The organism is Nocardioides glacieisoli (assembly GCF_004137245.1).
GTDB classification, from domain to species: domain Bacteria; phylum Actinomycetota; class Actinomycetes; order Propionibacteriales; family Nocardioidaceae; genus Nocardioides; species Nocardioides glacieisoli.
On record NZ_SDWS01000003.1, the window covers coordinates 1 to 25,458 of the forward strand.

Annotated in this window: 34 protein-coding genes; 25 read left to right on the plus strand and 9 right to left on the minus strand. The window is 69.1% G+C overall.

Annotation, left to right across the window (positions count from 1 at the left end):
* Nucleotides 1-70: 70 nt before the first annotated feature.
* The 9 genes from EUA06_RS07510 to EUA06_RS07550 all read right to left on the minus strand — a co-directional run bounded on the left by EUA06_RS07510 (nucleotide 71) and on the right by EUA06_RS07550 (nucleotide 11,219).
* Nucleotides 71-1,438 (minus strand): transaminase, encoded by a 1,368-nt coding sequence (locus EUA06_RS07510; protein ID WP_129474430.1) that lies wholly within the window; start codon nucleotides 1,436-1,438, stop codon nucleotides 71-73.
* A gap of 10 nt (nucleotides 1,439-1,448) precedes the next feature.
* Nucleotides 1,449-2,909: an NAD-dependent succinate-semialdehyde dehydrogenase gene (locus EUA06_RS07515; RefSeq protein ID WP_129474431.1), complete on the minus strand. Its 1,461-nt coding sequence runs from the start codon at nucleotides 2,907-2,909 to the stop codon at nucleotides 1,449-1,451.
* Nucleotides 2,909-4,261 carry a 4-aminobutyrate--2-oxoglutarate transaminase gene (gabT, locus tag EUA06_RS07520; protein ID WP_129474432.1) on the minus strand — a complete coding sequence of 451 codons (1,353 nt, stop codon included), beginning with the start codon at nucleotides 4,259-4,261 and terminating at the stop codon, nucleotides 2,909-2,911. The genes EUA06_RS07515 and gabT overlap by 1 nt, the downstream gene beginning before the upstream one ends.
* Entirely contained in the window at nucleotides 4,258-5,538 is a 1,281-nt protein-coding gene (locus tag EUA06_RS07525) for a saccharopine dehydrogenase family protein (protein ID WP_242498031.1), read from the minus strand. The genes gabT and EUA06_RS07525 overlap by 4 nt, the downstream gene beginning before the upstream one ends.
* A 39-nt stretch (nucleotides 5,539-5,577) precedes the next feature.
* Complete coding sequence (locus EUA06_RS07530) at nucleotides 5,578-6,432, minus strand: ABC transporter permease (RefSeq protein WP_129474433.1); 855 nt, start codon at nucleotides 6,430-6,432, stop codon at nucleotides 5,578-5,580.
* Between the two features lies 1 nt (nucleotide 6,433).
* A complete protein-coding gene (locus EUA06_RS07535; RefSeq protein ID WP_242498032.1) occupies nucleotides 6,434-7,345 on the minus strand; it encodes an ABC transporter permease in 912 nt (303 codons plus the stop codon).
* Nucleotides 7,342-8,454 carry an ABC transporter ATP-binding protein gene (locus tag EUA06_RS07540; protein ID WP_129474434.1) on the minus strand — a complete coding sequence of 371 codons (1,113 nt, stop codon included), beginning with the start codon at nucleotides 8,452-8,454 and terminating at the stop codon, nucleotides 7,342-7,344. The genes EUA06_RS07535 and EUA06_RS07540 overlap by 4 nt, the downstream gene beginning before the upstream one ends.
* Before the next feature lies 1 nt (nucleotide 8,455).
* The gene (locus EUA06_RS07545; RefSeq protein ID WP_129474435.1) at nucleotides 8,456-9,703 is read right to left on the minus strand and encodes an ABC transporter substrate-binding protein; all 1,248 of its coding nucleotides are present in this window, start codon (nucleotides 9,701-9,703) and stop codon (nucleotides 8,456-8,458) included.
* Nucleotides 9,704-9,773: 70 nt separating this feature from the next.
* Nucleotides 9,774-11,219 carry a gamma-aminobutyraldehyde dehydrogenase gene (locus EUA06_RS07550; RefSeq protein ID WP_129474436.1) on the minus strand — a complete coding sequence of 482 codons (1,446 nt, stop codon included), beginning with the start codon at nucleotides 11,217-11,219 and terminating at the stop codon, nucleotides 9,774-9,776.
* 201 nt (nucleotides 11,220-11,420) lie between these two features.
* Here EUA06_RS07550 and EUA06_RS07555 point away from each other — a divergent pair, with 201 nt between their 5' ends.
* The 25 genes from EUA06_RS07555 to rplO all read left to right on the plus strand — a co-directional run bounded on the left by EUA06_RS07555 (nucleotide 11,421) and on the right by rplO (nucleotide 25,333).
* Nucleotides 11,421-11,879: an Lrp/AsnC family transcriptional regulator gene (locus EUA06_RS07555; protein WP_129474437.1), complete on the plus strand. Its 459-nt coding sequence runs from the start codon at nucleotides 11,421-11,423 to the stop codon at nucleotides 11,877-11,879.
* Nucleotides 11,876-13,261, plus strand: coding sequence for an aspartate aminotransferase family protein (locus tag EUA06_RS07560; protein ID WP_129474438.1), 1,386 nt, complete (start codon nucleotides 11,876-11,878; stop codon nucleotides 13,259-13,261). Before EUA06_RS07555 ends, EUA06_RS07560 begins: the two co-directional genes overlap by 4 nt.
* Before the next feature lie 44 nt (nucleotides 13,262-13,305).
* Entirely contained in the window at nucleotides 13,306-14,028 is a 723-nt protein-coding gene (gene trmB, locus EUA06_RS07565) for a tRNA (guanine(46)-N(7))-methyltransferase TrmB (protein WP_242498033.1), read from the plus strand.
* Nucleotides 14,029-14,222: 194 nt separating this feature from the next.
* A complete protein-coding gene (locus EUA06_RS07570; RefSeq protein ID WP_129474439.1) occupies nucleotides 14,223-15,023 on the plus strand; it encodes an alpha/beta hydrolase family protein in 801 nt (266 codons plus the stop codon).
* Between the two features lie 363 nt (nucleotides 15,024-15,386).
* Nucleotides 15,387-15,695: a 30S ribosomal protein S10 gene (gene rpsJ, locus EUA06_RS07575; protein WP_008360994.1), complete on the plus strand. Its 309-nt coding sequence runs from the start codon at nucleotides 15,387-15,389 to the stop codon at nucleotides 15,693-15,695.
* A gap of 9 nt (nucleotides 15,696-15,704) precedes the next feature.
* Complete coding sequence (rplC, locus tag EUA06_RS07580) at nucleotides 15,705-16,373, plus strand: 50S ribosomal protein L3 (RefSeq protein WP_129474440.1); 669 nt, start codon at nucleotides 15,705-15,707, stop codon at nucleotides 16,371-16,373.
* A 2-nt stretch (nucleotides 16,374-16,375) separates the two neighbouring features.
* Entirely contained in the window at nucleotides 16,376-17,323 is a 948-nt protein-coding gene (gene rplD / locus EUA06_RS07585) for a 50S ribosomal protein L4, sunset domain variant (RefSeq protein ID WP_129474441.1), read from the plus strand.
* Nucleotides 17,320-17,625, plus strand: coding sequence for a 50S ribosomal protein L23 (rplW, locus tag EUA06_RS07590; protein ID WP_129474442.1), 306 nt, complete (start codon nucleotides 17,320-17,322; stop codon nucleotides 17,623-17,625). The genes rplD and rplW overlap by 4 nt, the downstream gene beginning before the upstream one ends.
* 25 nt (nucleotides 17,626-17,650) lie before the next feature.
* Nucleotides 17,651-18,487 (plus strand): 50S ribosomal protein L2, encoded by an 837-nt coding sequence (rplB, locus tag EUA06_RS07595; protein ID WP_129474443.1) that lies wholly within the window; start codon nucleotides 17,651-17,653, stop codon nucleotides 18,485-18,487.
* 5 nt (nucleotides 18,488-18,492) lie between these two features.
* Nucleotides 18,493-18,774, plus strand: a complete 282-nt coding sequence (rpsS, locus tag EUA06_RS07600) for a 30S ribosomal protein S19 (RefSeq protein WP_091109718.1) — start codon at nucleotides 18,493-18,495, stop codon at nucleotides 18,772-18,774.
* Nucleotides 18,771-19,220 carry a 50S ribosomal protein L22 gene (rplV, locus tag EUA06_RS07605; protein ID WP_129474444.1) on the plus strand — a complete coding sequence of 150 codons (450 nt, stop codon included), beginning with the start codon at nucleotides 18,771-18,773 and terminating at the stop codon, nucleotides 19,218-19,220. The genes rpsS and rplV overlap by 4 nt, the downstream gene beginning before the upstream one ends.
* Nucleotides 19,220-20,023 carry a 30S ribosomal protein S3 gene (rpsC, locus tag EUA06_RS07610; RefSeq protein ID WP_129474445.1) on the plus strand — a complete coding sequence of 268 codons (804 nt, stop codon included), beginning with the start codon at nucleotides 19,220-19,222 and terminating at the stop codon, nucleotides 20,021-20,023. Before rplV ends, rpsC begins: the two co-directional genes overlap by 1 nt.
* A gap of 4 nt (nucleotides 20,024-20,027) precedes the next feature.
* Nucleotides 20,028-20,447, plus strand: a complete 420-nt coding sequence (gene rplP, locus EUA06_RS07615; protein WP_129474446.1) for a 50S ribosomal protein L16 — start codon at nucleotides 20,028-20,030, stop codon at nucleotides 20,445-20,447.
* On the plus strand, nucleotides 20,447-20,689 hold the full coding sequence (gene rpmC / locus EUA06_RS07620; protein WP_129474447.1) for a 50S ribosomal protein L29: 243 nt from the start codon (nucleotides 20,447-20,449) through the stop codon (nucleotides 20,687-20,689). Before rplP ends, rpmC begins: the two co-directional genes overlap by 1 nt.
* Nucleotides 20,686-20,967 (plus strand): 30S ribosomal protein S17, encoded by a 282-nt coding sequence (rpsQ, locus tag EUA06_RS07625; RefSeq protein ID WP_129474448.1) that lies wholly within the window; start codon nucleotides 20,686-20,688, stop codon nucleotides 20,965-20,967. Before rpmC ends, rpsQ begins: the two co-directional genes overlap by 4 nt.
* Nucleotides 20,968-21,091: 124 nt before the next feature.
* Nucleotides 21,092-21,460 carry a 50S ribosomal protein L14 gene (gene rplN, locus EUA06_RS07630; RefSeq protein WP_129474449.1) on the plus strand — a complete coding sequence of 123 codons (369 nt, stop codon included), beginning with the start codon at nucleotides 21,092-21,094 and terminating at the stop codon, nucleotides 21,458-21,460.
* 15 nt (nucleotides 21,461-21,475) lie between these two features.
* Nucleotides 21,476-21,817, plus strand: a complete 342-nt coding sequence (gene rplX / locus EUA06_RS07635; RefSeq protein ID WP_129474450.1) for a 50S ribosomal protein L24 — start codon at nucleotides 21,476-21,478, stop codon at nucleotides 21,815-21,817.
* A 1-nt stretch (nucleotide 21,818) separates the two neighbouring features.
* Nucleotides 21,819-22,382 carry a 50S ribosomal protein L5 gene (rplE, locus tag EUA06_RS07640; RefSeq protein WP_129474451.1) on the plus strand — a complete coding sequence of 188 codons (564 nt, stop codon included), beginning with the start codon at nucleotides 21,819-21,821 and terminating at the stop codon, nucleotides 22,380-22,382.
* Between the two features lies 1 nt (nucleotide 22,383).
* Complete coding sequence (locus EUA06_RS07645; RefSeq protein WP_011757321.1) at nucleotides 22,384-22,569, plus strand: type Z 30S ribosomal protein S14; 186 nt, start codon at nucleotides 22,384-22,386, stop codon at nucleotides 22,567-22,569.
* A gap of 89 nt (nucleotides 22,570-22,658) precedes the next feature.
* Complete coding sequence (gene rpsH / locus EUA06_RS07650) at nucleotides 22,659-23,078, plus strand: 30S ribosomal protein S8 (protein ID WP_129474452.1); 420 nt, start codon at nucleotides 22,659-22,661, stop codon at nucleotides 23,076-23,078.
* A gap of 34 nt (nucleotides 23,079-23,112) precedes the next feature.
* Nucleotides 23,113-23,655, plus strand: a complete 543-nt coding sequence (gene rplF, locus EUA06_RS07655) for a 50S ribosomal protein L6 (RefSeq protein WP_129474453.1) — start codon at nucleotides 23,113-23,115, stop codon at nucleotides 23,653-23,655.
* Nucleotide 23,656: 1 nt separating this feature from the next.
* Entirely contained in the window at nucleotides 23,657-24,040 is a 384-nt protein-coding gene (gene rplR, locus EUA06_RS07660) for a 50S ribosomal protein L18 (RefSeq protein WP_129474454.1), read from the plus strand.
* 48 nt (nucleotides 24,041-24,088) lie between these two features.
* Nucleotides 24,089-24,709, plus strand: coding sequence for a 30S ribosomal protein S5 (gene rpsE, locus EUA06_RS07665; protein WP_129474455.1), 621 nt, complete (start codon nucleotides 24,089-24,091; stop codon nucleotides 24,707-24,709).
* A complete protein-coding gene (rpmD, locus tag EUA06_RS07670; protein WP_129474456.1) occupies nucleotides 24,709-24,891 on the plus strand; it encodes a 50S ribosomal protein L30 in 183 nt (60 codons plus the stop codon). Before rpsE ends, rpmD begins: the two co-directional genes overlap by 1 nt.
* A gap of 1 nt (nucleotide 24,892) precedes the next feature.
* Nucleotides 24,893-25,333, plus strand: a complete 441-nt coding sequence (rplO, locus tag EUA06_RS07675; RefSeq protein WP_129474457.1) for a 50S ribosomal protein L15 — start codon at nucleotides 24,893-24,895, stop codon at nucleotides 25,331-25,333.
* Nucleotides 25,334-25,458: the final 125 nt, after the last annotated feature.

Genomic DNA, 25,458 nt, shown 5'->3' on the forward strand with positions numbered 1-25,458 from the left:
TGAATGGAACCTGTCGGTCCCTTCCAAGCACCTCCGGAGGTGTCCCGTGAAGGACTAACCCCGACCTATATCAGCCGGTGAGGGCCTCCACGGCAGCACGGAAGACCGACGTGTGCGCGTCGACGTCGGCCTGGGTGTGGAACGGCGAGAACAGCGACATGTTGTGGAAGGGGGCCAGCAGCACGCCGCGGTTGACGGTCCAGAGGTGGAAGAAGGCGTCGAGCTCCTCGTCGACGGCCTCCGCGGCCTCCGCGCCGGCCCGCGGGGGCGGGCAGAACCAGTACTCGGCACGGCAGCCGAGCCGCTGGACGTGCCAGGGGAGCCGGTGGTCGTCGATCACGCCCTGGATGCCGTCGGTGAACGACTCGGCCAGAGGGATCGCGACGTCGAAGTCCTCCTGCCGCAACGCGGACGACAGTGTCGCGCGGACGGCAGCCATCGCGAGCGCCGAGCCCGACAGCGTGCCCCCGACGCCGGCCACGTCGATGTCGTGGCCGAGCATCGGTCCCTCCAGCCGTGCCGCGACCTCCGCGGTCATGCCGTAGGCCGCCACCGGGATGCCCCCGCCGATCGGCTTGCCGATCACCACGAAGTCGGGGTCGAGGTCCCAGGCCGCGGTCGCACCGCCCGGTCCGGCGCAGATCGTGTGCGTCTCGTCGTTGACCAGCAGCACGCCGTGCCTGCGGGTGATCTCGCGGACGCCGGCCAGGTAGCCCTCGTCGGGCAGCACGATGCCGATGTTGGTGAGCGCGGGCTCCATGAGCAGGCACGCGACGTCGCCCTCGGCGAGACGGGAGTCGAGCGCGTCGAGGTCGTTGAAGGGCACGACCGCGGTCGTCACGGCGACGTCGACCTGTGGGCCCAGCGCGCCCGGTCGGGCCACCACTCGGTCGCCCGCGCGGCCGTGCTCGAGCACGCCCAGCGTCTCGTCGACCGTGCCGTGGTAGCACCAGTCCATGACCGCGATCCGCGGCCGACCCGTGAGGTGGCGGGCGAAGCGCAGCACGAACCGGTTGGCGTCGGTGGCCGTCATCGCCATCTGCCAGCGGGGCAGGCCGAAGCGACGGCTGAGCTCGGCGGCGACCCAGGTCGCGTCGGTCGAGGGGAGCATCGTGGTGATGCCGCGCTCGGTGCGCTCACGCACGGCCTCGGCGACCGCCGGTAGGCAGTGGCCGGTCATCGACCCGGTGTCTCCGAGGCACAGGTCGACGTAGTCGAGGCCGTCGACGTCGGTGAACCGGCCTCCACCGGCCGACTCGACGAAGAGCGGGAACGACCCCGGCCACCGCGTCATCCAGGGCATCGGCACGCCCGCCAGTAGGTGCTCACCCGCGGCGGTCGCGAGGTGGGCCGAGGTCGGGTGCAGGTCGATGAACCGCTGCTCCTCCTCGGCGTGGAGCGCGGCCAGCCGGGTGCGGTCGACCTCCGCCGCCGTCACAGTGCCCCCCTCACAGGGCGCTGCCGACGTACTTGGTCTCGAGGTACTCCTCGATGCCCTCGAATCCGCCCTCACGGCCGAACCCGGACTGCTTCACGCCGCCGAAGGGCGCCGCCGGGTTGGACACGATGCCGGTGTTGACGCCGACCATGCCGAACTCCAGCGCCTCGCTGACCCGGATCACGCGGGCGTGGCCCTGCGAGAACAGGTAGGCGACCAAGCCGTAGTCCGTGTCGTTGGCGCGCGCGATCGCCTCCTCCTCGCTGTCGAAGGTGGTGACCGGCGCAACCGGGCCGAAGATCTCCTCGCGGAACACCCGCGCCGACGCGGGTACGTCGACGAGCACCGTCGGCGGGTAGAAGAAGCCCGGGCCGTCGGGGATCTCGCCGCCGACGACCGCGCGGGCACCGGCCGAGACCGCGTCGGTGACGAGCTCGTGCACGCCGTTGCGCGCCTTCGCGGTGATGAGCGGGCCGACGTCGACGCCCTCCTGCGTGCCGTCGCCGACGGTGAGCGCACCCATCCGCTCGGCGAGCCGGCGGGAGAACTCGTCCGCGACCGACGTGTGCACGAGGAAGCGGTTGGCGGAGGTGCATGCCTCGCCGATATTGCGCATCTTCGCGAGCATCGCCCCGTCGACGGCGGCGTCGAGGTCGGCGTCGTCGAACACGATGAACGGGGCGTTGCCGCCGAGCTCCATCGAGACCCGCAGCAGCTGGTCGGAAGCCTGGGCGACGAGCTTCTTGCCCACTGCGGTCGACCCGGTGAACGTGAGCTTGCGCAGCCGCGGGTCGGTGATGATCGGTTCGCACACGCCACCGGAGTCGGTCGTGGTCACGACGTTGAGCACGCCCTTCGGCAGGCCGACCTCCTCGAGCAGCGCGCCGAGCGCGAGCATGGTCAGGGGCGTCTCGTGGGCCGGCTTGACGACCATCGTGCAACCGGCCGCGATGGCCGGCCCGATCTTGCGGGTGCCCATCGCGAGCGGGAAGTTCCAGGGCGTGATCATCAGCGTCGGCCCGACGGGGCCCTTCATGGTGATCAGCCGGGTGTTGCCGGCGGGCGCCTGGGCGTAGCGGCCGTGGATGCGCACCGCCTCCTCGGAGAACCACCGGAAGAACTCGGCGCCGTAGGCCACCTCGCCCTTCGCCTCCGCGAGCGCCTTGCCCATCTCGAGCGTCATCAGCCGCCCGAAGTCGTCGGCGCGCTCGGTGAGCAGCTCGAAGGCGCTGCGCAGGATCTCGCCGCGCTTGCGGGGCTCGGTCGCGCGCCACTCGCGCTGGGCGTCGGCGGCCGCGGCCAGTGCGCGCTCGCCGTCGGCCGGCGTGCCGTCGGCGATGCTGGTCAGCACCTCGCCGGTGGCTGGGTTGCTGACCTCGAAGGTGGCGCCACCGCTGGCGTCGACCCACTCGCCGCCGATGAACAGCTGGTTCGGGACGGTCTCGATGAGGGACTGGTTCTGGTCGGCCATCAGTCCACCTTGCCACTGGCGGCAGCATCGAACGCCGCCTCGAAGATGTCGAGCCCCTCGCTCAGCAGGTCGTCGCCGATCGCGAGCGGCGGGAGGAAGCGGAAGACGTTGCCGAAGGTGCCACAGGTGAGCGTCACCAGGCCCTGTGCCGAGCACGCCCGGTGCACGGCTCCGGCGAGGGCGGCGTCCGGCGTACGACCGGGGCCGTCGCTGACGAGCTCGACCGCGAGCATCGCGCCGCGTCCGCGGATCTCGCCGACGCGGTCGGGGTGCCGGTCGGCGATCGCCCGGAGGCGGGGGACGAAGGCGGCCTCGATCGCGCGGGCGCGGGCCGGGAGGTCCTCGGCCTCCATCGTCTCGATGGCGGCGAGCGCAGCCGCGCACGCGACCGGGTTGCCGCCGTACGTGCCGCCGAGCCCGCCGACGTGGACGGAGTCCATCACGTCGGCGCGACCGGTCACCGCCGCGAGCGGGAGGCCGCCGGCCATCCCCTTCGCGGTGGTCACCAGGTCGGGCACGACGCCCTCGTGGTCGCAGGCGAACCAGTCGCCCGTGCGCGCGAAGCCGGTCTGGATCTCGTCGGCGATGAAGAGGATCCCGTTGTCCCGGCACCACTCGGCGACGCGGGGGAGCCAGCCCGGTGGCGGCACGATGAACCCGCCCTCGCCCTGGATCGGCTCGATCAGGACGGCGGCGCACTGGTCCTCGCCCACCTGCGCGTGGACGGTGTTGACGAAGGCCTCGAACGCCTCGTCGGCGCAGGCCTCGGCACCGCCCGGCCAGCGGTAGGGGTAGGCCATCGGCGCGCGGTAGATCTCGCCGGCGAAGGGCCCGAAGCCGTGCTTGTAGGGCATGTTCTTCGCGGTCAGCGCCATCGTCAGGTTCGTACGCCCGTGGTAGGCGTGGTCGAAGACGACGACCGCGTCGCGGCCCGTGTGGTGGCGCGCGACCTTGACCGCGTTCTCCACCGCCTCGGCGCCGGAGTTGAAGAGCGCCGAGCGCTTCTCGTGGCTGCCCGGGGTGAGCTCGGCGAGCTTCTCGCAGACCTGGATGTACTCCTCGTAGGGAGTGACCATGAAGCAGGTGTGGGTGAAGTCGGCGACCTGGCGCTGCACCGCCTCGACCACGCGGGGAGCGGCGTTGCCGACGGTGGTCACCGCGATGCCGGAGCCGAAGTCGATGAGCTGGTTGCCGTCGACGTCGCGGAGGATGCCGCCGCCGGCTCGCTCGACGTACACCGGCAGCGTGGTGCCGACGCCGGCGGAGACCGCCGCGACCTTGCGGGCCTGGAGCTCCTGCGAGCGCGGGCCGGGGATCGCGGTGGCGAGGATGCGTTCCTGGGAGAGTGTCATCGTTCCTCCATCCCCCAGGGGCTTCCGTACCCCTCGGGCTTCGGTGCGGCGAGCAGGTCGAGGAAGGGCTTCGGGGGAAGCGCCTCCGGGCCGAGCACACCGGTGCCCGACCAGGTGCCGTCGGCGAGCAGCTCCAGCGCGACGACGGGGTTGATCGCGGTCTGCCACACGACGCACTGGGCGCCGTAGTCGCGCATCGAGTCGGCGTTGTCGACCACGTGGTAGAGGTACGTCGACCGTGGCGCGCCGTCCTTGCCGGTGCCGGTGACGAAGAGGCCGGCGCAGGTCTTGCCCTCCATCCGCGGCCCGATCGTGGCGGGGTCGGGCAGGCAGGCGGCGACCACGTCGCGCGGCGAGACCTGGACGCCCTTGACGGTGACCGGCTCGGTCGAGTCGAGGCCGAGCGTGTGGAGGGTGCGGAGGATCGAGATCATCTCCTCGCCCAGGCCGTACTTGAACGTCACCCGGTCGGCGTCGACCCAGCGCGGCATGAGGAGCACCTCCTCGTGCTCGACGTGCACGCACTCCACCGGGCCGATGCCGTCGGGGAAGTCGAACACCTCGGGCTCGGAGAACGGCGGCAGGGTGAAGAAGCCCTGCTCCAGGTCGCCGGCCGCGCGCTCGCGCTCCCACACCACGGGCGGGTTGAGGCACTCCTCGATGATCGTCCACATCGAGAAGCCGGGCGCGAAGACCTCGTTGCCGTCGTCGTCGCGGATCACCAGGTTGGCGCCGTCGCGGGTGCCGAGCTCGTCGATGTGGTCGAAGAGCTCGTCGGCGGCGTAGCGCGCGAACACGTCGGACAGGCCGGGCTCGACGCCGATCCCGAGCAGCGCCAGGCGACCGGCCGACTCCCACTCGCCGGCCCGGGCGAACTGCTCGTCGCCGAGCTTGACCCCGACCTCCTCGTAGGGCCGGTCGGGGTGGCGCACGGACAGGCTCATCGCCATGTCGAGGTAGTCGGCGTCGGCGGCGAGCGCGCCGCTGAAGATCGGTATCACGAACCGCGGGTCGACGGCGTTGAAGACGTGCGTGGCACGCACCTCGCGGGCGAGGGCCGCTACGGCGTCGGCGTCCGACGCATCGACCTGTGCGGCGACGAAGCGCTCCTCGCCCGCACGTCGCCCGGTGGCCGCGGCGACGGTGTGCTCGGCGCGGCCGAGGTCGTAGTCGGCGACGACCCAGGCCTCGAAGAAGTCGCGCTCGACCGCGATCCGGGCCGCGGCGTCACCGACGCCCCCGGCTCCGACCATCAGGACGCGCATCGGCTCGGGCATGGTGCTCCTTGCTGTTGTAGTGCTCAGCTGGTGTGGTGCTCAGTCCTTGAGCCGGTTCGCCCGCAGCGAGCTGACGCCCTGCGCGCCGACGACGAGCAGGACGGCGATCACGAACATCGAGAAGCCGATGACGTTGGCCTCGGCGGGGATGCCGCGGCGGGAGGCGACGTAGACGAACTTCGGGAACGTGGACTCGTTGCCCGAGACGAAGTTGGTGATGATGAAGTCGTCGAAGGACAGCGAGAACGCCAGCATCGCGGCGCCCGCGATGCCCGGCAGGATCAGCGGGAAGGTGACCTTCCAGAAGGTCTGCATCGGGCTGGCGTAGAGGTCCTGCGCCGCCTCCTCGATCCGGGGGTCGAGGGACTGGATCCGTGCCTTGACCGTGACGACCACGAAGCTCAGGCAGAACATGATGTGGGCGAAGACGATCGTGGTGAAGCCCAGGCTGAGCCCGATGTTGGAGAAGCCCTGCACGAAGATCGTCAGCAGCGCGGCACCCATCACGATCTCGGGCGTCGCCATCGGCACGAAGATCAGCACGTTGCTGGCCTGCTTGCCGCGGAAGCGGTAGCGGACCATCGCCAGCGCCATCAGGGTGCCGAGCACCGTCGCGACGAGCGTGGAGATCGCGCCGACCTGCAGCGAGGTCACCAGCGAGCCGCACACGCCGGGCACACCGCACGGGTCCTGCCAGTGCTCCCACGTGAAGCCCTGCCACACGATGTTGGTCTTGCCATGGTCGTTGAACGAGAACGCGAACGTGTAGGCCACCGGCAGGAAGAGGTAGAGCAGCACCAGGATCGCGGACAGCATCGCGAAGTGGTTGGCCAGCCAGATCTGCGCGCGCTTGGCCGTGGAGGGCCGGTAGGGGGTCGTCGTCGTGGAGGTCATCTCACACCAGCTCCTCGGTGCCGAAGCGGCGAACGTAGAGGAAGACCATGACGAGGATCGCCGCCATCAGGGTGAACGACAGCGCGGCAGCGACCGGGTAGCCGCCCGGGATGGCGAGGAACTGGTCGTTGATGACGTTGCCGACCATCTTCCCGCGTTGGGGGCCGAGCAGCTCCATGTTGACGAAGTCGCCCGCCGCCGGGATGAAGGTCAGCAGGGTCCCGGCGAGGACGCCGGGCATCGACATCGGCAGGGTCACGGTGCGGAACGTCGTGAAGCCGTTGGCGTAGAGGTCTCCACCGGCCTCGATCACGCGCGGATCGGCGCGCTCGAGGGAGGCGTAGATCGGCAGCACCATGAAGGGGAGGAAGTTGTAGGTGAGGCCCGCGACCACCGCGAGTGGCGTGTTGATGATGTTGCCGCCCGGCAGCACATTCAAGAAGTTGAGGGTGCCGGCGACCCACCCCTCGTCGGCGAGGATCTGGGACCACGCGAAGGTGCGCAGGATGAACGAGGTGAAGAACGGCGCGATGACGCAGATCATCATCAGGTTGCGCCACTTGCCCGCCTTGAACGCCATCGCGTAGGCGAGCGGGTAGGCCACGACGAAGGCCAGGAACGTCGCGAGCCCGGCGTAGAGGAACGAGCGCGCGAAGTGTGGGGCGTAGTCGGTCAGCGCCGCTGCGTAGTTCTGGAAGTTGACGTCGCGGTAGTAGTAGCCGGGGAAGCCGGGGTAGCGGCTCTGCAGGCTGACGGCTGCCAGCTGGACCAGCGGCAGGACGAAGAAGACCCCGAGCCACAGCGCGCCCGGGAGCAGCAGGAGGTACGCCGTCCAGCCCCGCTTCGTCGCCTCCGGTGCGGGTGGCGCCGGGGTGACGTCCGGGTCGCCGGCGACGTGGGCCAGGGCGCTCACCTCTGGGCCGTCTCGTCGTCCACCGGGACGCCGAAGGCGTGACCGGGGTTCCAGGTCAGCCACACCTCGTCCCCGGGCCGGAGGTCGAGGGGCTCGACGTCGAGGTTCTGCTCGTAGCAGCTCCACGTGGTTCCGCTCGGCATGTCGACGAGGTAGCTGGTGGCGACGCCGAGGAAGGACACGTCGCGCACGACGCCCTTCACGTCGTTGCCGGCACCCTCGGGCTGGCTGCGCGAGACCGTCACCTTCTCGGGACGTACGCCGAAGAGCACCTCGCCCTCGTGCACCTGCGAGCGCGACTTGAGGATCTTCACCGGCGTGCCGAGGACGTCGGCGACGAGGTGGTCGCCGTCGGTGTCCTTGATGGTGCCCACCCCGGTGTTGGCCTGGCCGAGGAAGTTGGCGACGAACCGCGTGCGCGGGAGGTCGTAGAGCGCAGCCGGTGCGCCGAGCTGCTCGATGTGGCCCTTGTTCATCACCGCGACGGTGTCGGCCATGGTCATGGCCTCCTCCTGGTCGTGGGTGACGTGGATGAAGGTGAGCCCGACCTCGGTCTGGATGCGCTTGAGCTCGACCTGCATCTCGCGGCGCAGCTTGAGGTCGAGGGCGCCGAGCGGCTCGTCGAGCAGCAGCACCTCCGGGTGGTTGACCAGGGCGCGGGCCAGGGCGACGCGCTGCTGCTGGCCGCCGGAGAGCTGGGAGGGCTTGCGGCCGGCGAACTGCGTCATCTGCACCAGCTCGAGCGCCTCGTCGGTGCGCGTCGCGGCATCCTTGTCCTTGCGGCGCTTGGGACCGAACGCGACGTTGTCCTTGATGCTCAGGTGCGGGAAGAGCGCGTAGGACTGGAACACCGTGTTGACCGGTCGCTCGTAGGGACGCGACCCGGTCAGGTCGGTGTCACCGATCATCACCCGGCCGGCGGTGGGCTGCTCGAGCCCGGCGATCATCCGCAGGGTCGTGGTCTTGCCGCAGCCGGAGGGACCGAGCAGGGCGAAGAACGAGCCACGGGGGACGTGCAGGTCGATGTCGTCGACGGCGGTGAAGTCACCGAACGCCTTGGTCACCTTGTCGAGCTGGAGGTCGCCTCGCGCCTCGCGGAATCCCGCCATGTCAGTTCCCCATCACCTTCGTGGACCAGAGGTCGGCGAACTCGATGTCCTCGTCCGCGTCGAGCACGCGGAACGCCTGGATGTTGTTCTCCGAGATGTAGTCGGCGGTCGGGAAGATGAAGGGGCTCTCGGCCAGGTCGGGGTCGATCTTCTCCATCTCGGCCTGCGCACCGTCGACGGGGCAGACGTAGTTGACCCAGGCGGCGACCTGCGCGGCGACCGCCGGGTCGTAGTAGTAGTCCATGAGCTTCTGGGCGTTGGACCGGTGCGTCGAGGTGATCGGCACCATCATGTTGTCCGACCAGAGCGTGCCGCCGGACTCGGGGATCGTGAAGGTCCAGTTGGGGTCCTCGGTGTCGTAGGCGAGGACGAAGATGTCGCCGCTCCACGTGATGCCCGCGACCGCGTTGCCGCTGGTGAGGTCCTCCATGTAGGAGTTGCCCTTCACCTTGCGGATGTAGCCCTCCTCGATCTTCTGCTCGATGAAGTCCAGCGCGCTCTCGAACTCGGCCCTGCCCCAGTCGCTGTCGATGTCGACGCCCTGGGACTGCATGACGAGGCCCGCGGTGTCGCGGAACTCCGAGAGCACCACGATCCGGCCCTTGAGGTCGTCGGCCCAGAGGTCGTCGAGCGACTTGAGCTCGCGTCCGACCTTCTCCTTGTTGTAGCCGATGCCGGCGAAGCCGCTCTGCCACGTGATCGAGTGCTGGCGGCCGGGGTCGAAGGACACGTCCTTCAGCGGCTGCAGCAGGTTGTTGACGACGTTGGGCATCTGGATGAGCTCCAGCGGCTGGCAGAGCTGGTCGCGGATGATCCGTGCCGCCATCCAGTCGGTCATCGTGATGATGTCGCGGTCGATGCTCTGGCCGGCGCGCAGCTGGGGCCCGACCTTGGCGTAGTAGGAGTCGTTGTCGTCGATGTCCTCGCTGTAGGACACCTCGATCCCCGACTGCTCGATGAAGGCGGTGAGGGTGGGGGACCTCGTCTCCTTGCCGTTCATGTCGAGGTAGGCCGTCCAGTTGGCCCACTTGAGGATCTTCTCGGAGTCCGAGACGTCGGTGGGCAGCTTGACGGCTGCCGGGCCACCGGTCGGCGGCTTGGGGGGCGCGCAGGCCGACAGGGCGAGGCCGGCGCCGGCGGCGGCGCCGGTGCCCAGCAGGGCCCGTCGGCTCAGGCCGCCCGACGCGGAGACGACAGCCGCCGCCTCGGGGGACAGGTGGCGGCGCGAACGGCGCGGAATGGGTGTCATCAGTGGTAGTCCTCCGTCAGCCCCGAGTCGGTCCGTGATGGTGCGGTGTGCGGTGGTGCGTGCTCGCTCGTCAGCTCTCGATATTCGCCATGACGTGCTTGATCCGGGTGTAGTCCTCGAAGCCGTACATCGACAGGTCCTTGCCGTAGCCGGACTTCTTGTAGCCGCCGTGCGGCATCTCGGCCACGAGCGGGATGTGGGTGTTGATCCACACGCAGCCGAAGTCCAGTGCCCGCGACATCCGCATCGCCCGGCCGAAGTCCTTGGTCCACACCGACGACGCCAGGCCGTAGTCGACGCCGTTGGCCCAGCGGACCGCCTCGTCCTCGTCGGTGAACTTCTGCACGGTGATCACCGGACCGAAGATCTCGTTCTGGATCGCCTCGTCGTCCTGGCGGAGGCCCGACAGCACGGTGGGCTCGAGGAAGTAGCCGTCGCCCAGGTCCGTACGCCGGTTGCCGCCGGCCGACACGGTGGCGTGGGACGGCAGGTTCTCGATGAAGCCGCTGACGTGGGCCAGCTGACGCTGGTTGTTGACCGGACCGAAGAGCGCGTCCTCGTCGTCGGGCAGCCCGACGGGGGCGGAGGTGCGGGCGTAGTCGGCCAGCGCCGCGACGAAGTCGTCGTGGATGCCGGGCGCGACGAGCACGCGGGTGGCGGCGGTGCAGTCCTGGCCGGCGTTGAAGTAGCCGGCGATCGCGATGCCCTCGACGGCCGCCTCGATGTCGGCGTCGTCGAAGACCACGACCGGCGCCTTGCCGCCGAGCTCGAGGTGCACGCGCTTGATGTTCGGCGCCGCGCACGCGGCGACCTCGGCGCCCGCTCGCACGGACCCGGTGATCGCGACCAGGCTCGGGGTCGGGTGCTCGACGAGCAGCCGGCCGGTCTCGCGGTCACCGGTGATGACGTTGAGCGTGCCCGCCGGGAGGAACTCCGAGGCGAGCTCGGCCAGCCGCAGGGTGCTCTCAGGCGTGGTGTCGCTCGGCTTGAGGACGACGGTGTTGCCGGCCGCCAGCGCGGGCCCGATCTTCCACACCGCCATCAGCAGCGGGTAGTTCCATGGCGTCACCTGGCCGACGACGCCGATCGGCTCGCGCCGGATCCACGAGGTGTGGCCCGCCATGTACTCGCCGGCTGCCTTGCCCTCCAGGACGCGGGCCGCGCCGGCGAAGAACCGGAGCTGGTCCACCATCGGCGGGATCTCCTCGCTCGCGGTGAGCGCCTTGATCTTGCCGGTGTTCTCCGACTCGAGGGCGATGAGCTCCTCGGCGTGTGCCTCGATCGAGTCGGCGAGCTTGAGCAGCGCCTGCTGGCGCTCGCTCGGCGTCGTACGACCCCACTCGCCGAAAGCCGTGTCCGCGGCCGCGTAGGCGGCGTCGACCTCCTCGCCACCACTGACCGGGGCGTGGGCCACGACCTGACCGGTCGCGGGGTTCACCACCTCGCTGGTGGCACCGCCATCGGCGTCGACGTAGGCACCGCCGATGAAGTTGCGCAGCGTGCGTGGGCTGGTCACGTCAAACGTCCTCCCGGTCGGGTGCGGTGAGGGGAGAGTAGGCCGCAAACCGGCTTCGTCGCCATAGTCTGCCGTCACAATTCTGCGGTAATCGTGGATTTAACGGGCCGGAAACACGGATTCCGCGATCTGCGGCTTGCCTTTTCCCTCTTCGGCCCTCCACCATGGGCGCATGAGCGAGTGCAGCGGGGCGGGCCTGTCATGACCGACGGACCCGTACGCCTCGATGCGACCGCCAAGCGGATCATCGAGCTGCTCCAGGAGGACGGCCGGATCTCCTACGCAGCGATCGCCAAGGCGGTCGGGCTGTCGGAGGCCGCCGCCCGCGCCCGGGTCCAGAAGCTGCTCGACTCCGAGATCATGCAGGTCGTCGCGGTCACCGACCCGACCCAGGTCGGGTTCACCCGGCAGGCCATGATCGGCGTCCGCACCGAGGGTGACCCGATGCGGGTGGGCGACCGCCTCGCGGAGGTCCCCGAGGTCGACTACGTCGTCACCACCGCCGGCAGCTTCGACCTGCTCGTCGAGGTGGTGTGCGAGGACGACCCGCACCTGCTCGACGTCATCCGCCGAGTCCGTGAGCAGGAGGGCGTGCTCTCCTCGGAGACGTTCGTCTACCTCAAGCTCAACAAGCAGCACTACAACTGGGGAACACGATGAGCCAGTCAATCGACGAGTCCTTCGACTACCAGGCCGCCGGGCGCGACCACCTCTGGTTGCACTTCACCCGTCACTCGACCTACGAGAAGGGCGGCGAGATGCCGCTCATCGTCAAGGGCGAGGGCCACAAGATCTGGGACAGCCACGGCCGCGAGTACATCGACGGCCTCGCCGGCCTGTTCGTCGTGCAGGTCGGCCACGGTCGCGAGGAGCTGGCCGAGGCCGCCGCGAAGCAGGCCAAGGAGCTGGCGTTCTTCCCGCTCTGGTCGTTCGCGCACCCGCGGGCCGTCGAGCTCGCCGACCGGATCGCCGCGATGGCGCCCGGCGACCTCAACCGCGTCTTCTTCACCACCGGCGGCGGCGAGGCCGTCGAGTCCGCGTGGAAGCTCGCGAAGCAGTACTTCAAGCTCACCGGCAAGCCCAACAAGCACAAGGTCATCTCCCGCGCGGTCGCCTACCACGGCACCCCGCAGGGCGCGCTGTCCATCACGGGCATCCCGCCGCTCAAGGAGATGTTCGAGCCGCTGGTCCCGGGGGCCCACAAGGTGCCGAACACCAACTTCTACCGCCGTCCTGAGTTCGTGGGTGACGACGAGAAGGCGTTCGGCCGGTGGGCCGCCGACCGGATCGCGGAGGCGATCGAGTTCGAGGGTCCCGACACTGTCGCCGCGGTGTTCCTCGAGCCCGTGCAGAACGCCGGCGGCTGCTTCCCACCGCCGCCCGGCTACTTCGAGCGGGTCCGCGAGATCTGTGACCAGTACGACGTCCTGCTGGTGTCCGACGAGGTCATCTGCGCGTTCGGACGGGTGGGGGAGATGTTCGGCGCCGCCGAGTTCGGCTACCAGCCCGACATCATCACCTGCGCCAAGGGCATGACCTCGGGCTACTCGCCGATCGGCGCGATGATCACGAGCGACCGGCTCTTCGAGCCCTTCAAGTCGGGCACGACGGCGTACGCCCACGGCTACACGTTCGGCGGCCACCCGGTGTCGTCCGCGGTCGCGATGGCCAACCTCGACATCTTCGAGCGCGAGGGCCTCACCGACCACGTCGCGCAGAACGCCCCGGCGTTCCGCTCGACCCTGGAGAAGCTCTACGACATCCCGATCGTCGGCGACGTGCGCGGCCACGGCTACTTCTACGGCATCGAGCTGGTGAAGGACCGCGAGACCAAGGAGACGTTCGACGACGCCGAGTCGGAGCGGCTGCTGCGCGGCTACCTCTCGGGCGCGCTGTGGGAGGCCGGGCTGTACTGCCGCGCCGACGACCGCGGCGACCCGGTCATCCAGCTCGCGCCGCCGCTGATCATCGGCCAGCCCGAGTTCGACGACATCGAGCAGCGCCTGCGGTCCGTCCTCACGGGAGCGCTCGCGCACCTCTGATCGCCGATGTGCGTGTGTCCGGCACGCCGGGCGAGAATCAGCGCGTGAACGACGTACGCCCTGCCCGCCCGCACCACAAGCTCACCGAGGACGGGCGCCGGATGCGCGAGGTCCTCACCTACTCGCGTCGCGGCAGCCGGTTCACCCCTCGCCAGGCCGAGTCGTGGGCCGCGCACCAGGCGGACTGGGTGATCCCGGAGGAGGCCGTCGACCGTGCGGACTTCTCGCTGGCCGAGCGGTTCGGGCGTGAGGCGCCGCTGGTCCTCGAGATCGGGTCGGGCATCGGCGAGGCGACCGCGGTCCTCGCCGCGGCACGTCCGGACCACAATGTCCTGGCCCTCGACGTATGGCTGCCGGGCGTCGCCGACTCGTTGTGGCGGGTGGCCGAGGCCGGCGCGGACAACGTGCGGTTCTGCTCCGTCGACGCCGTCTGGACCCTCGAGAACCTGATCGCTCCCGACAGCCTCGCCGAGCTCTGGACCTTCTTCCCCGACCCGTGGCGCAAGACCAAGCACCGCAAGCGCCGCCTGGTCAACCCGGCCAACGCCGCGCTCGCATCCTCGCGCCTCGTGCCGGGCGGCGCGTGGCGGCTGGCCACCGACTGGGCCGACTACGCCGACCAGATGCGGGACGTCCTCGACGCCGAGCCGACCCTCGAGGGCGGTCCCGTCGAGCGCTGGGCCGAGCGCCCGGTCACCCGCTTCGAGCGCAAGGGCGTCGACGTCGGTCGCGACATCGCCGACTTCTGCTACCGCCGCGTCTCCTGACGCTTGTGTGCACACGCAGGTGCCGAGCTGACGCTTGTGTGCACACACAGGGTGCCGAGCTGACGCTTGTGTGCAACCCGGGCGTGCACAGGAGACAGGTCGGCGAGTTTGCGGCGCACCCAAGCGACAGGTCGGCGGGTGTGACGCGTCCACAAGCCTCAGTTCGACAGCAGTCCCCGCCTATCCTCGGAACCGTGCGGACGACGGGGGGCTGGGCCGGGGGAGCGGTGCTGGCAGCCGTGGTGCTGCTCGCCACCGCGTGCACAAGCTCCGGCGGGGCCGACGGGCCGGCCCAGCCCACGACGTCGACGACCCCCGACGCCACGACCGCACTGCGCGAGCGGTGCCTCTCCGCGATCCCGGACGACGCGGAGCTCGAGGCGTTCACCCTCACCGGCGCCACGGGCGGCGACCTCGAGGCAGCGCGCATCGGGCCGTCGGCCAACGAGCACGTGGCGGTGCTGCTGCCGCAGACCTCCGGGCTGTGCGGCTGGGGACGCTGGGCGACCGCAGCGGCCGGGGAGGGGCTGACCTCGATCCTGGTCAACCCGTGCGGCTACGGGGAGTCGACCTGCACGCCCGAGGAGGACGCCGACCCGCTCAACGAGGTGGCCGCGGCCGTCGTGGAGGCCCGCGACGGGCTCGGGGCCGAGCGTGTCGCCCTGTTCGGTACGTCGATGGGCGGGTCGTTGACCGTGATGGCCGCGGCCGCCGGGGCTGACGTCGACGTGTGGGCCGACGTCTCGGGCCCTGCCGCCTGGGAGGGCACCGAGCTGGCGCCGCTCGCAGCGTCGCTCCCGGCCGATGGCCTCGTGGTGATGGCGCCGAGCGACGGACAGGCCGAGTACGACGCTGCCGAGGCGCTCGCCGACGCCGCCGGCGTACCCTTCGTCCCGGGCAGGTCCGGCCACGGCTGGGAGCTGCTGGTGGACCCCGTGGACGGCTCCGTGACCCGGATCGGACGTCTGCTGACGGGTCTGGCGACCGGCCGCTGACGCCCCCCGCCATTCCGATTTGGCGTGTGCGTGCGGAGTCTGCCAAGATGTTCCGGTTGCTCCGGCGGGTCGCCAGGGCACGGCACACCTTGACTTCTGAATCGCGTCTCCTCGATCGAAACAGTCGTCTGCGTGCGCCGCACCGGATCAGAACTCTTGATCGGAGACCCGACCAGATCCGACAACCGTCGGGTGCCATCCAGAGCAGTACCGCCTCCGGAGACTGGGTCGTATCGCGAGTAACCAGCGCGACACGCCCGACCGCGGGGGTCGGAGGATGGCGGAGAAACAGGCGGTGCTCGCCCAACGGGGGCTGAGCGCCGAAACAGACCAGGCGTACGAGATCGAAGAGGACACGGACCTATGGCGGGACAGAAGATCCGCATCAGGCTCAAGGCCTATGACCACGAGGTGATCGACACCTCGGCGCGGAAGATCGTGGACACCGTCACCCGTACGGGTGCGAAGGTCGCCGGCCCTGTGCCGCTGCCGACCGAGAAGAACGTGTACTGCGTCATCCGTTCGCCCCACAAGTACAAGGACTCCCGCGAGCACTTCGAGATGCGCACGCACAAGCGCCTCATCGACATCATCGACCCGACGCCGAAGACCGTCGACTCGCTGATGCGTCTCGACCTGCCTGCCGGTGTCGACATCGAGATCAAGCTCTGAGGGCCTGAGATGACCAACACTTTTGAGCGCAACGCGAAGGGTCTGCTGGGCACCAAGCTCGGCATGACCCAGCTCTGGGACGAGAACAACAAGGTCGTCCCCGTGACCGTGATCGCGGCGAGCACCAACGTGGTGACCCAGATCCGCCAGCCCGAGGTGGACGGCTACAACGCCATCCAGATCGGCTACGGCGAGATCGAGGCCCGCAAGGTCAACTCGCCCGAGGCCGGTCACTTCACCAAGGCCGGGGTGACCCCGCGTCGCCACGTGGCCGAGATCCGCACCGCCAACGCCGCCGCGTACACCGTGGGCCAGGAGCTCGGCGTCGACACCTTCGCCGCAGGCGAGGAGATCGACGTCACCGGCACCAGCAAGGGCAAGGGCTTCGCCGGTGTCATGAAGCGTCACGGCTTCCACGGTGTCTCCGCCTCGCACGGTGCCCACCGCAACCACCGCAAGCCCGGTTCGATCGGCGCCTGCGCCACCCCGGGTCGTGTCTTCAAGGGCACGCGCATGGCTGGTCGCATGGGTAACGACACGGTGACCACGCAGAACCTGACGGTCCACGCCGTCGACGCCGACAAGGGCCTGATCCTGCTCAAGGGTGCCGTTCCCGGCCCCCGCGGCGGACTCGTCGTCCTGCGCTCGGCCGCCAAGAGCACCGTGAAGGAGGCCTGAGCATGGCTGTCAAGACCATCAAGGTCGACCTCCCCGCCGAGATCTTCGACGTCGAGGTCAACATTCCCCTGATCCACCAGGTCGTCGTCGCGCAGCAGGCTGCCGCGCGTCAGGGCACGCACGCCACCAAGACCCGCGCCGACGTGCGCGGCGGTGGCCGCAAGCCCTACAAGCAGAAGGGCACCGGCCGCGCCCGCCAGGGCTCGACCCGTGCGCCGCAGTTCGCCGGCGGTGGCGTCGTCCACGGCCCGCAGCCGCGCAGCTACGACCAGCGGACCCCCAAGAAGATGAAGGCCGCCGCCCTGCGCGGTGCCCTCTCCGACCGGGCCCGCAACGGCCGGGTGCACGTCGTCGACGCGCTGGTGTCGGGCGACACGCCCTCCACCAAGTCGGCGCTGGCCTCGCTCATCACGCTGACCGACCGCGTGGGCTACCTCGTGGTGCTCGAGCGCTCCGACGCGATCACCTGGCTCTCGCTGCGCAACGCGCCCGAGGTGCACATCGTCGCCGTCGACCAGCTCAACACCTACGACGTGCTCAACTCCGACGACGTGGTGTTCACCAAGGGCGCCTACGACGCCTTCGTGGGTGGCGTGTCCGCCGCCCCGGCCAAGGCCGAGACGAAGACCGAGAAGCCCGCCGCCGCGAAGGCCGAGAAGAAGACCGAGCCGAAGACCGAGGCCAAGGCCGAGGTTGCCGCGTTCGCCGACGTCCCGGCCGACGACGAGTCCGACGCCCCGGCCCTGCCGAAGGGCGCCAAGGCCCCGCTGAAGAGCGGCAAGGCCCCGAAGGGCTACGAGGTCAAGGGCAACGCCGACTCGGGCAAGTACCACGAGCCCGACGGCCAGTGGTACGACGCCACCGAGGCGGAGTTCTGGTTCAAGAGCGCCGAGGACGCCGAGGCCGCTGGCTTCGTGCGTGCCGGTGGTCCGAAGGAGGACGACAAGTGAGCACCCTGCACAAGGACCACCGCGACGTCCTGATCGCGCCGGTCGTGTCGGAGAAGAGCTACGGCCTCCTCGACGCGAACAAGTACACCTTCATCGTCCACCCGGACGCCAACAAGACCGAGATCAAGATCGCGGTCGAGAAGGTCTTCGACGTCAAGGTCACCTCGGTCAACACGATCAACCGCCAGGGCAAGACGCGTCGCACCCGCTACGGCGTGGGCAAGCGTCCGAACACCAAGCGCGCGATCGTCAGCCTCGCCGAGGGTCACCGCATCGACATCTTCGGAGGTCCGGTCTCCTGACCGGGCTCCTGACTAGGAACTGACTATGGCAATCCGCAAGTACAAGCCGACCACCCCGGGCCGTCGTGGCTCGTCCGTGGCCGACTTCGTCGAGATCACCCGGACCACGCCCGAGAAGTCGTTGACGCGTCCGCTGCCGAAGAACGGTGGCCGCAACAACCAGGGCCGCATCACCACCCGTCACAAGGGTGGTGGTCACAAGCGCGCCTACCGCATCATCGACTTCCGTCGCTACGACAAGGACGGCGTGCCGGCCAAGGTCGCGCACATCGAGTACGACCCCAACCGCACCGCCCGCATCGCGCTGCTGCACTACGCGGACGGCGAGAAGCGCTACATCGTGGCCCCCAAGGGCCTCGTGCAGGGCATCGCGGTGGAGTCCGGCCCGAACGCCGACATCAAGCCCGGCAACAACCTCCCGCTGCGCAACATCCCGGTCGGTACGACCATCCACTGCGTGGAGCTGCGTCCGGGCGGTGGCGCCAAGATCGCCCGCTCGGCCGGCAACTCGGCCCAGCTGATCGCCCGCGAGGGAAGCCGCGCGACGCTCCGCATGCCCTCGGGCGAGATGCGCTTCGTCGACGTGCGCTGCCGCGCCACGATCGGTGAGGTCGGCAACGCCGAGCAGTCCAACATCAACTGGGGCAAGGCCGGCCGCATGCGCTGGAAGGGCGTCCGCCCGACCGTCCGCGGTGTCGTCATGAACCCGGTCGACCACCCGCACGGTGGTGGTGAGGGCAAGACGTCCGGTGGTCGCCACCCCGTCTCCCCCTGGGGCAAGCCCGAGGGCCGCACGCGCAAGCGCAAGGCCAGCGACTCCCAGATCATCCGTCGTCGCAAGTCCGGCAAGGGTAGGAAGTAACCGACATGCCTCGCAGCCTGAAGAAGGGCCCCTTCATCGACGACCACCTTCAGAAGAAGGTGGACGCCGAGAACGCGAAGGGCAGCCACAACGTCATCAAGACCTGGTCGCGCCGGTCGATGATCGTGCCCGACATGATCGGTCACACCATCGCCGTGCACGACGGTCGCAAGCACGTCCCCGTCTTCGTGACCGACTCCATGGTCGGCCACAAGCTCGGGGAGTTCGCCCCGACCCGCACCTACCGCGGGCACGTCAAGGAAGACCGGAAGGGACGCCGTCGATGAGCACCACCGAGCGCAGCCGCACCAGTGCGCGCCGCAGCACGTTGCTCGGCGACCAGCCGGGCGCGTACGCCAGCGCACGCTACGTGCGGATCACCCCGATGAAGGCCCGCCGTGTCGTCGACATGGTCCGCGGCCTCCAGGTCGACGAGGCCCTGACCCTGCTGCAGTTCGCGCCGCAGGCCGCCTCCGAGACCGTCTACAAGGTGCTGGAGAGCGCCGTCGCCAACGCGGAGACGACCGAGGGCCTCAACCGGGCCGACCTGGTCCTGTCCGTCGCGATGGTCGACGAGGGCCCGACGATGAAGCGTTGGCGTCCGCGTGCCCAGGGCCGTGCCACCCGCATCAACAAGCGCACGAGCCACATCACCCTCGCGGTGCAGCCGGCCGACGCGCTCACCGCGCCGGGCAAGAAGGCCCGCGCCTCGAAGAACGGAAAGGGTGCCTGATGGGCCAGAAGATCAACCCGAACGGGTTCCGCCTGGGCATCTCCACCGACCACAAGAGCCGTTGGTACGCCGACAAGCTCTACAAGTCGTACGTCGGTGAGGACGTCGCCATCCGCAAGCTGCTCTCCAAGGGCATGGAGCGGGCCGGCATCTCCAAGGTCGAGATCGAGCGCACCCGCGACCGCGTCCGGGTGGACATCCACACCGCGCGTCCCGGCATCGTGATCGGTCGCCGTGGCGCCGAGGCCGACCGCATCCGCGGCGAGCTCGAGAAGCTCACCGGCAAGCAGGTGCAGCTCAACATCCTCGAGGTCAAGCAGCCCGAGATCGACGCGCAGCTGGTTGCCCAGGGCGTCGCCGAGCAGCTCGCCGGTCGCGTGCAGTTCCGCCGCGCCATGCGCAAGGCCATGCAGACCTCGATGCGCTCGGGTGCCAAGGGCATCCGGATCCAGTGCTCGGGTCGTCTCAACGGCGCCGAGATGTCGCGTACGGAGTTCTACCGCGAGGGCCGCGTGCCCCTGCACACGCTCCGAGCCGACATCGACTACGGCTTCTACGAGGCCAAGACCACCTTCGGTCGCATCGGCGTCAAGGTCTGGATCTACAAGGGCGAGGTCGCCGGCACCCGTGCCGAGCGTCAGGCCCAGCAGGCCGCCCGCGCCGGTGCCCCCGGTCGCGGCGGTCGCCCCGCCACCCGTGGCGCCGACCGCCCGAGCCGCGGCACCCGCGGCGACCGCGCGCCCCGCACCGAGTCGACCGAGGCTCCGGCCGAGGCCGCTCCGAGCACCGGACAGGAGGCCTGACCTCATGTTGATGCCCCGTCGCGTCAAGCACCGCAAGCAGCACCACCCCAAGCGCACCGGTACCGCCAAGGGCGGCACGTCGCTGGCGTTCGGTGACTTCGGCATCCAGGCGGTCGAGGGTCACTACGTGACCAACCGACAGATCGAGTCGGCCCGTATCGCCATGACCCGTCACATCAAGCGTGGTGGAAAGGTCTGGATCAACATCTACCCGGACCGCCCGCTGACCAAGAAGCCTGCCGAGACCCGCATGGGTTCCGGTAAGGGTTCCCCCGAGTGGTGGGTTGCCAACGTCAAGCCCGGCCGCGTCATGTTCGAACTCTCCGGTGTGGACGAGGTGACTGCTCGTGAGGCCATGCGCCGCGCGATGCACAAGCTTCCGATGAAGTGCCGGTTCATCTCCCGTGAGGCCGGTGAATTCTGATGGCTACCAAGCTGAACGCCCACGAGCTCGACGAGCTCAACGCCACCGACCTGGAGGCGAAGCTGCGCGAGGCCAAGGAGGAGCTTTTCAACCTCCGGTTCCAGGCGGCCACCGGCCAGCTGGACAGCAACGGCCGCCTGCGCGTGGTCAAGAAGGACATCGCCCGCATCTACACCGTGGTCCGCGAGCGCGAGCTCGGCATCCGCACCACGCCGGGCACCAACGAAGAGGCGAAGGCATGAGCGAGAACACTGCGACCGAGTCCGTCGAGCGCAACCAGCGCAAGACCCGCGAGGGCCTCGTGGTCAGCGACAAGATGGACAAGACCATCGTCGTCGCTGTCGAGGACCGCGTGAAGCACGCCCTCTACGGCAAGGTGCTGCGCAAGACCTCGCGCCTCAAGGCGCACGACGAGAGCAACCAGTGCGGCATCGGCGACCGGGTCCTGATCATGGAGACCCGTCCGCTGTCCGCCACCAAGCGCTGGCGCCTCGTCGAGGTCCTCGAAAAGGCCAAGTGACCCACCGGCGGAGTGAGCCCAGCTCGCCCCGCCCGGTCCCGGCAGACACACAGAACCCCACCAGTTCGGCCAGGCTCCCACCCCGCGAGGGTGTGAGAACCAGCTCGACAACCAGGAGAAATCAATGATCCAGCAGGAGTCGCGACTCAAGGTCGCCGACAACACCGGTGCGAAGGAGATCCTTTGCATCCGTGTTCTCGGTGGCTCTGGCCGTCGCTACGCCGGCATCGGTGACGTCATCGTCGCCACCGTCAAGGACGCGATCCCCGGTGGCAACGTCAAGAAGGGCGACGTCGTCAAGGCCGTGGTCGTACGCACCGTCAAGGAGCGTCGCCGCGCCGACGGTTCCTACATCCGCTTCGACGAGAACGCCGCCGTCATCCTCAAGACCGACGGCGAGCCTCGCGGCACGCGCATCTTCGGCCCCGTGGGCCGCGAGCTGCGCGAGAAGCGCTTCATGAAGATCATCTCGCTCGCCCCGGAGGTGTTGTGAGAGATGGGTAAGAACATGAACATCAAGAAGGGCGACACCGTCAAGGTCATCGCCGGCAAGGACAAGGGTGCCCAGGGCAAGGTCATCACGGTGCTCCGCGAGGAGGACCGCGTGATCGTCGAGGGAGTCAACCTCGTCAAGCGCCACACCAAGTCCGTCCAGCAGACCGGCACCACCGGCGGCATCATCACCCGCGAGGCCCCCATCCACGTGTCCAACGTGATGCTGGTCGAGGGTGACGGCGTCACCCGCATCGGGTTCCGCCGCGACGAGGTCACCAAGCGCCGTCCCGACGGCTCGACCTACTCCGCGACCCGCTCGGTCCGCGTGTCCCGCAAGACCGGCAAGGAGATCTGAGATGGCCGAGACCACCAACGAGATTCCCCGGCTCAAGACCCGCTACCGCGAGGAGATCCTCCCCGCGCTGCGTTCTGAGTTCGACATCGCCAACGTGATGCAGGTCCCCGGCCTGACCAAGATCGTGGTCAACATGGGTGTCGGCGAGGCTGCTCGCGACTCCAAGCTGATCGAGGGCGCCATCCGCGACCTCACCGCGATCACCGGCCAGAAGCCGGCCGTGACCAAGGCCCGCAAGTCCATCGCGCAGTTCAAGCTGCGCGAGGGCATGCCGATCGGTGCGCACGTCACGCTGCGCGGCGACCGGATGTGGGAGTTCCTGGACCGCCTGCTCTCGCTGGCCCTGCCCCGCATCCGTGACTTCCGCGGCCTCTCGCCGAAGCAGTTCGACGGGCGCGGCAACTACACCTTCGGTCTCACCGAGCAGGTCATGTTCCACGAGATCAACCAGGACAAGATCGACCGGTCGCGCGGTATGGACATCACCATCGTGACCACCGCCACCAACGACGACGAGGGGCGCGCGCTGCTGAAGCAGCTCGGCTTCCCGTTCAAGGAGAACTGACATGGCGAAGACTGCGCTCAAGGTCAAGGCCGCCCGCAAGCCGAAGTTCGCTGTCCGCGGTTACACCCGCTGCCAGCGTTGCGGTCGCCCGAAGGCCGTCTACCGCAAGTTCGGCCTGTGCCGGATCTGCCTGCGGGAGATGGCCCACCGCGGCGAGCTGCCCGGCGTCACCAAGTCCTCTTGGTGACCACCTTCTCCTGGTAACCACCTCTCAACACGTTGCAGGTCCCCAGGCCGCGAGCCTGGGGAAACCACGACGAGAAAGAAACACACATCATGACGATGACTGACCCGATCGCAGACATGCTCACTCGTCTGCGCAACGCCAACCAGGCGTACCACGACGTGGTGTCGATGCCTTACAGCAAGATGAAGGCCGGCCTCGCGGAGATCCTCAAGCAGGAGGGCTACATCACCTCCTACGACGTCGCGGACAACGTCTCCTCCGACGGCGAGCCCGCCGTCGGCAAGACGCTGACCGTCACGCTCAAGTACGGCCGCAACCGGGAGCGCTCGATCGCGGGTGTCCGCCGCATCAGCAAGCCCGGTCTGCGTGTCTACGCCAAGAGCACGAACCTGCCCAAGGTCCTTGGTGGCCTCGGCGTCGCGATCATCTCGACGTCGCAGGGGCTGCTGACCGACCGCCAGGCGAACCGGAAGGGCGTGGGCGGCGAAGTCCTCGCCTACGTCTGGTGACCCGGACCTACTGAGACCAGGAAGAGAGAGAAGCATGTCGCGTATTGGCAAGCTCCCCATCGCGGTCCCGTCCGGCGTCGACGTCGCGATCGACCAGTCGCTGGTGACCGTCAAGGGCCCCAAGGGCACCCTGTCGCACACCATCGCCGCGCCGATCACGATCGCCAAGGGCGAGGACGGCATCCTCGAGGTGCAGCGTCCCGACGACGAGCGCAACAGCCGCTCGCTCCACGGACTGACCCGCACCCTCATCAACAACATGGTGGTGGGTGTCACCGAGGGGTACGAGAAGAAGCTCGAGATCGTGGGCGTGGGTTACCGCGTCCTGCCCAAGGGCCCGACGCAGCTCGAGTTCCAGCTCGGCTACTCGCACCCCATCGTCTTCGACGCCCCCGAGGGCATCACCTTCACCGTCGAGGGCCCGACCAAGCTCGGTGTCGTCGGCATCGACAAGCAGCTCGTCGGAGAGGTTGCGGCCAAGATCCGCAAGCTCCGCAAGCCTGAGCCCTACAAGGGCAAGGGCGTGCGCTACGCCGGCGAGCACATCCGCCGCAAGGTCGGAAAGGCCGGTAAGTGACATGGCTATCTCCCTGAGCAACAACAAGCACACGGCGACCCGTGTCCGCGCCCGCCTGCGCCGCCAGGCGCGTGGTCGCAAGCGGATCAACGGCACCACCGAGCGTCCGCGCCTGGTGGTCACCCGGTCGGCGCGTCACATCAGCGTCCAGGTCGTCGACGACCTGGCCGGCGCCACCCTGGCGTACGCCTCCTCCATGGAGGCCGACGTCCGCACCGCGGGCGGCGACAAGACCACCCAGGCCAAGAAGGTCGGCGAGCTGGTTGCTTCGCGTGCCAAGGCCGCGGGGATCGAGGGCGTCGTCTTCGACCGCGCCGGCAACAAGTACCACGGCCGCATCGCGGCCCTCGCCGATGCCGCCCGGGAGGGCGGATTGTCCTTCTGATCGCGCTCGTCGCGAGAAGAGAGAGAACCTAGATATGGAGCACATCTCATGAGCGGAGCCCAGCGCGGACAGCGCAGCGGTGGCTCGGGTGACCGTCGCGGACGCGACAACGGTCGTGGCCAGGCTGAGAAGTCGGTCTACATCGAGCGCGTCGTCGCGATCAACCGTGTCGCCAAGGTCGTCAAGGGTGGTCGTCGCTTCAGCTTCACCGCCCTCGTGATCGTCGGCGACGGCGACGGCATGGTCGGCGTCGGCTACGGCAAGGCCAAGGAAGTCCCGGCGGCGATCGCCAAGGGTGTCGAGGAGGCCAAGAAGGCATTCTTCAAGGTCCCCCGCATCCAGGGCACCATCCCGCACCCGGTCCAGGGCGAGAAGGCCGCAGGCGTCGTCCTGCTGCGTCCCGCCGCTCCCGGTACCGGTGTGATCGCCGGTGGCCCGGTGCGTGCGGTCCTCGAGTGCGCCGGCATCCACGACGTCCTGAGCAAGTCGCTCGGCTCGTCCAACCAGATCAACATCGTCCACGCGACGGTCGAGGCCCTCCGCATGCTGGAGGAGCCCGAGCAGGTCGCGGCCCGCCGCGGCATGCGCGTCGAGGACGTCACCCCGGCAGCGCTGCTGAAGGCGCGCGCCGAGGGTCAGCTCGAGGCGACGGCAGGAGCGCAGCAGTAATGGCTCAGCTCAAGGTCCAGCAGAAGCGCGGAACGGTCGGCCTCAAGGCCAACCAGCGCGAGACGCTCCGCTCGCTCGGTCTCAAGAGGATCGGCGACGTCGTCGTCAAGGAAGACCGCCCGGAGATCCGCGGCATGGTCAACACGGTCCGTCACCTCGTGACGGTTGAGGAGGTGGAGTGACATGACGCTCAAGCTGCACCACTTGCGTCCCGCTCCGGGAGCCAAGACTGCCAAGACCCGCGTGGGTCGCGGTGAGGGCTCCAAGGGAAAGACCGCCGGCCGCGGTACCAAGGGCACCAAGGCGCGCTACCAGGTTCCGGTTGCCTTCGAGGGTGGCCAGATGCCGATCCACATGCGCCTGCCCAAGCTGAAGGGCTTCAAGAACCCCTTCCGCGTGGAGTTCCAGGTCGTCAACCTCGACCGCCTCGGCGAGCTGTTCCCCGACGGTGGCACCGTGACCGTCGCCGACCTCGTGGCCAAGGGTGCCGTCCGCAAGGGCCAGCCCGTCAAGGTCCTCGGTCAGGGTGACATCTCGGTGGCCGTCCAGGTCAGCGTCGACGCGTTCTCGTCCTCCGCCAAGGAGAAGATCGAGGCCGCAGGCGGCACCACGACCGTGATCTGAGGCAACGTCCTCGGATCCACGATCACACGCTCATCCGGTGAAGGCCTGGCCGCACAGTGGGAACTGTCGGCCGGGCCTTCGTCGTTAGCCCTCATCATGGGAGGGAGGCCGGTCGTACCCCGACT

What these genes read in the sequence shown, in the direction of transcription:
- EUA06_RS07515 (WP_129474431.1), bottom strand. Translation starts at nt 2,909, where the DNA reads ATGGCCGACCAGAACCAGTCCCTCATCGAGACCGTCCCGAACCAGCTG.
- gabT (WP_129474432.1), bottom strand. Translation starts at nt 4,261, where the DNA reads ATGACACTCTCCCAGGAACGCATCCTCGCCACCGCGATCCCCGGCCCG.
- EUA06_RS07525 (WP_242498031.1), bottom strand. Translation starts at nt 5,538, where the DNA reads ATGCCCGAGCCGATGCGCGTCCTGATGGTCGGAGCCGGGGGCGTCGGT.
- EUA06_RS07530 (WP_129474433.1), bottom strand. Translation starts at nt 6,432, where the DNA reads ATGACCTCCACGACGACGACCCCCTACCGGCCCTCCACGGCCAAGCGC.
- EUA06_RS07540 (WP_129474434.1), bottom strand. Translation starts at nt 8,454, where the DNA reads ATGGCGGGATTCCGCGAGGCGCGAGGCGACCTCCAGCTCGACAAGGTG.
- EUA06_RS07545 (WP_129474435.1), bottom strand. Translation starts at nt 9,703, where the DNA reads ATGACACCCATTCCGCGCCGTTCGCGCCGCCACCTGTCCCCCGAGGCG.
- EUA06_RS07555 (WP_129474437.1), top strand. Translation starts at nt 11,421, where the DNA reads ATGACCGACGGACCCGTACGCCTCGATGCGACCGCCAAGCGGATCATC.
- EUA06_RS07560 (WP_129474438.1), top strand. Translation starts at nt 11,876, where the DNA reads ATGAGCCAGTCAATCGACGAGTCCTTCGACTACCAGGCCGCCGGGCGC.
- rpsJ (WP_008360994.1), top strand. Translation starts at nt 15,387, where the DNA reads ATGGCGGGACAGAAGATCCGCATCAGGCTCAAGGCCTATGACCACGAG.
- rplC (WP_129474440.1), top strand. Translation starts at nt 15,705, where the DNA reads ATGACCAACACTTTTGAGCGCAACGCGAAGGGTCTGCTGGGCACCAAG.
- rplD (WP_129474441.1), top strand. Translation starts at nt 16,376, where the DNA reads ATGGCTGTCAAGACCATCAAGGTCGACCTCCCCGCCGAGATCTTCGAC.
- rplB (WP_129474443.1), top strand. Translation starts at nt 17,651, where the DNA reads ATGGCAATCCGCAAGTACAAGCCGACCACCCCGGGCCGTCGTGGCTCG.
- rpsS (WP_091109718.1), top strand. Translation starts at nt 18,493, where the DNA reads ATGCCTCGCAGCCTGAAGAAGGGCCCCTTCATCGACGACCACCTTCAG.
- rplV (WP_129474444.1), top strand. Translation starts at nt 18,771, where the DNA reads ATGAGCACCACCGAGCGCAGCCGCACCAGTGCGCGCCGCAGCACGTTG.
- rpsC (WP_129474445.1), top strand. Translation starts at nt 19,220, where the DNA reads ATGGGCCAGAAGATCAACCCGAACGGGTTCCGCCTGGGCATCTCCACC.
- rplP (WP_129474446.1), top strand. Translation starts at nt 20,028, where the DNA reads ATGTTGATGCCCCGTCGCGTCAAGCACCGCAAGCAGCACCACCCCAAG.
- rpmC (WP_129474447.1), top strand. Translation starts at nt 20,447, where the DNA reads ATGGCTACCAAGCTGAACGCCCACGAGCTCGACGAGCTCAACGCCACC.
- rpsQ (WP_129474448.1), top strand. Translation starts at nt 20,686, where the DNA reads ATGAGCGAGAACACTGCGACCGAGTCCGTCGAGCGCAACCAGCGCAAG.
- rplN (WP_129474449.1), top strand. Translation starts at nt 21,092, where the DNA reads ATGATCCAGCAGGAGTCGCGACTCAAGGTCGCCGACAACACCGGTGCG.
- rplX (WP_129474450.1), top strand. Translation starts at nt 21,476, where the DNA reads ATGAACATCAAGAAGGGCGACACCGTCAAGGTCATCGCCGGCAAGGAC.
- rplE (WP_129474451.1), top strand. Translation starts at nt 21,819, where the DNA reads ATGGCCGAGACCACCAACGAGATTCCCCGGCTCAAGACCCGCTACCGC.
- EUA06_RS07645 (WP_011757321.1), top strand. Translation starts at nt 22,384, where the DNA reads ATGGCGAAGACTGCGCTCAAGGTCAAGGCCGCCCGCAAGCCGAAGTTC.
- rpsH (WP_129474452.1), top strand. Translation starts at nt 22,659, where the DNA reads ATGACGATGACTGACCCGATCGCAGACATGCTCACTCGTCTGCGCAAC.
- rplF (WP_129474453.1), top strand. Translation starts at nt 23,113, where the DNA reads ATGTCGCGTATTGGCAAGCTCCCCATCGCGGTCCCGTCCGGCGTCGAC.
- rplR (WP_129474454.1), top strand. Translation starts at nt 23,657, where the DNA reads ATGGCTATCTCCCTGAGCAACAACAAGCACACGGCGACCCGTGTCCGC.
- rpsE (WP_129474455.1), top strand. Translation starts at nt 24,089, where the DNA reads ATGAGCGGAGCCCAGCGCGGACAGCGCAGCGGTGGCTCGGGTGACCGT.
- rpmD (WP_129474456.1), top strand. Translation starts at nt 24,709, where the DNA reads ATGGCTCAGCTCAAGGTCCAGCAGAAGCGCGGAACGGTCGGCCTCAAG.
- rplO (WP_129474457.1), top strand. Translation starts at nt 24,893, where the DNA reads ATGACGCTCAAGCTGCACCACTTGCGTCCCGCTCCGGGAGCCAAGACT.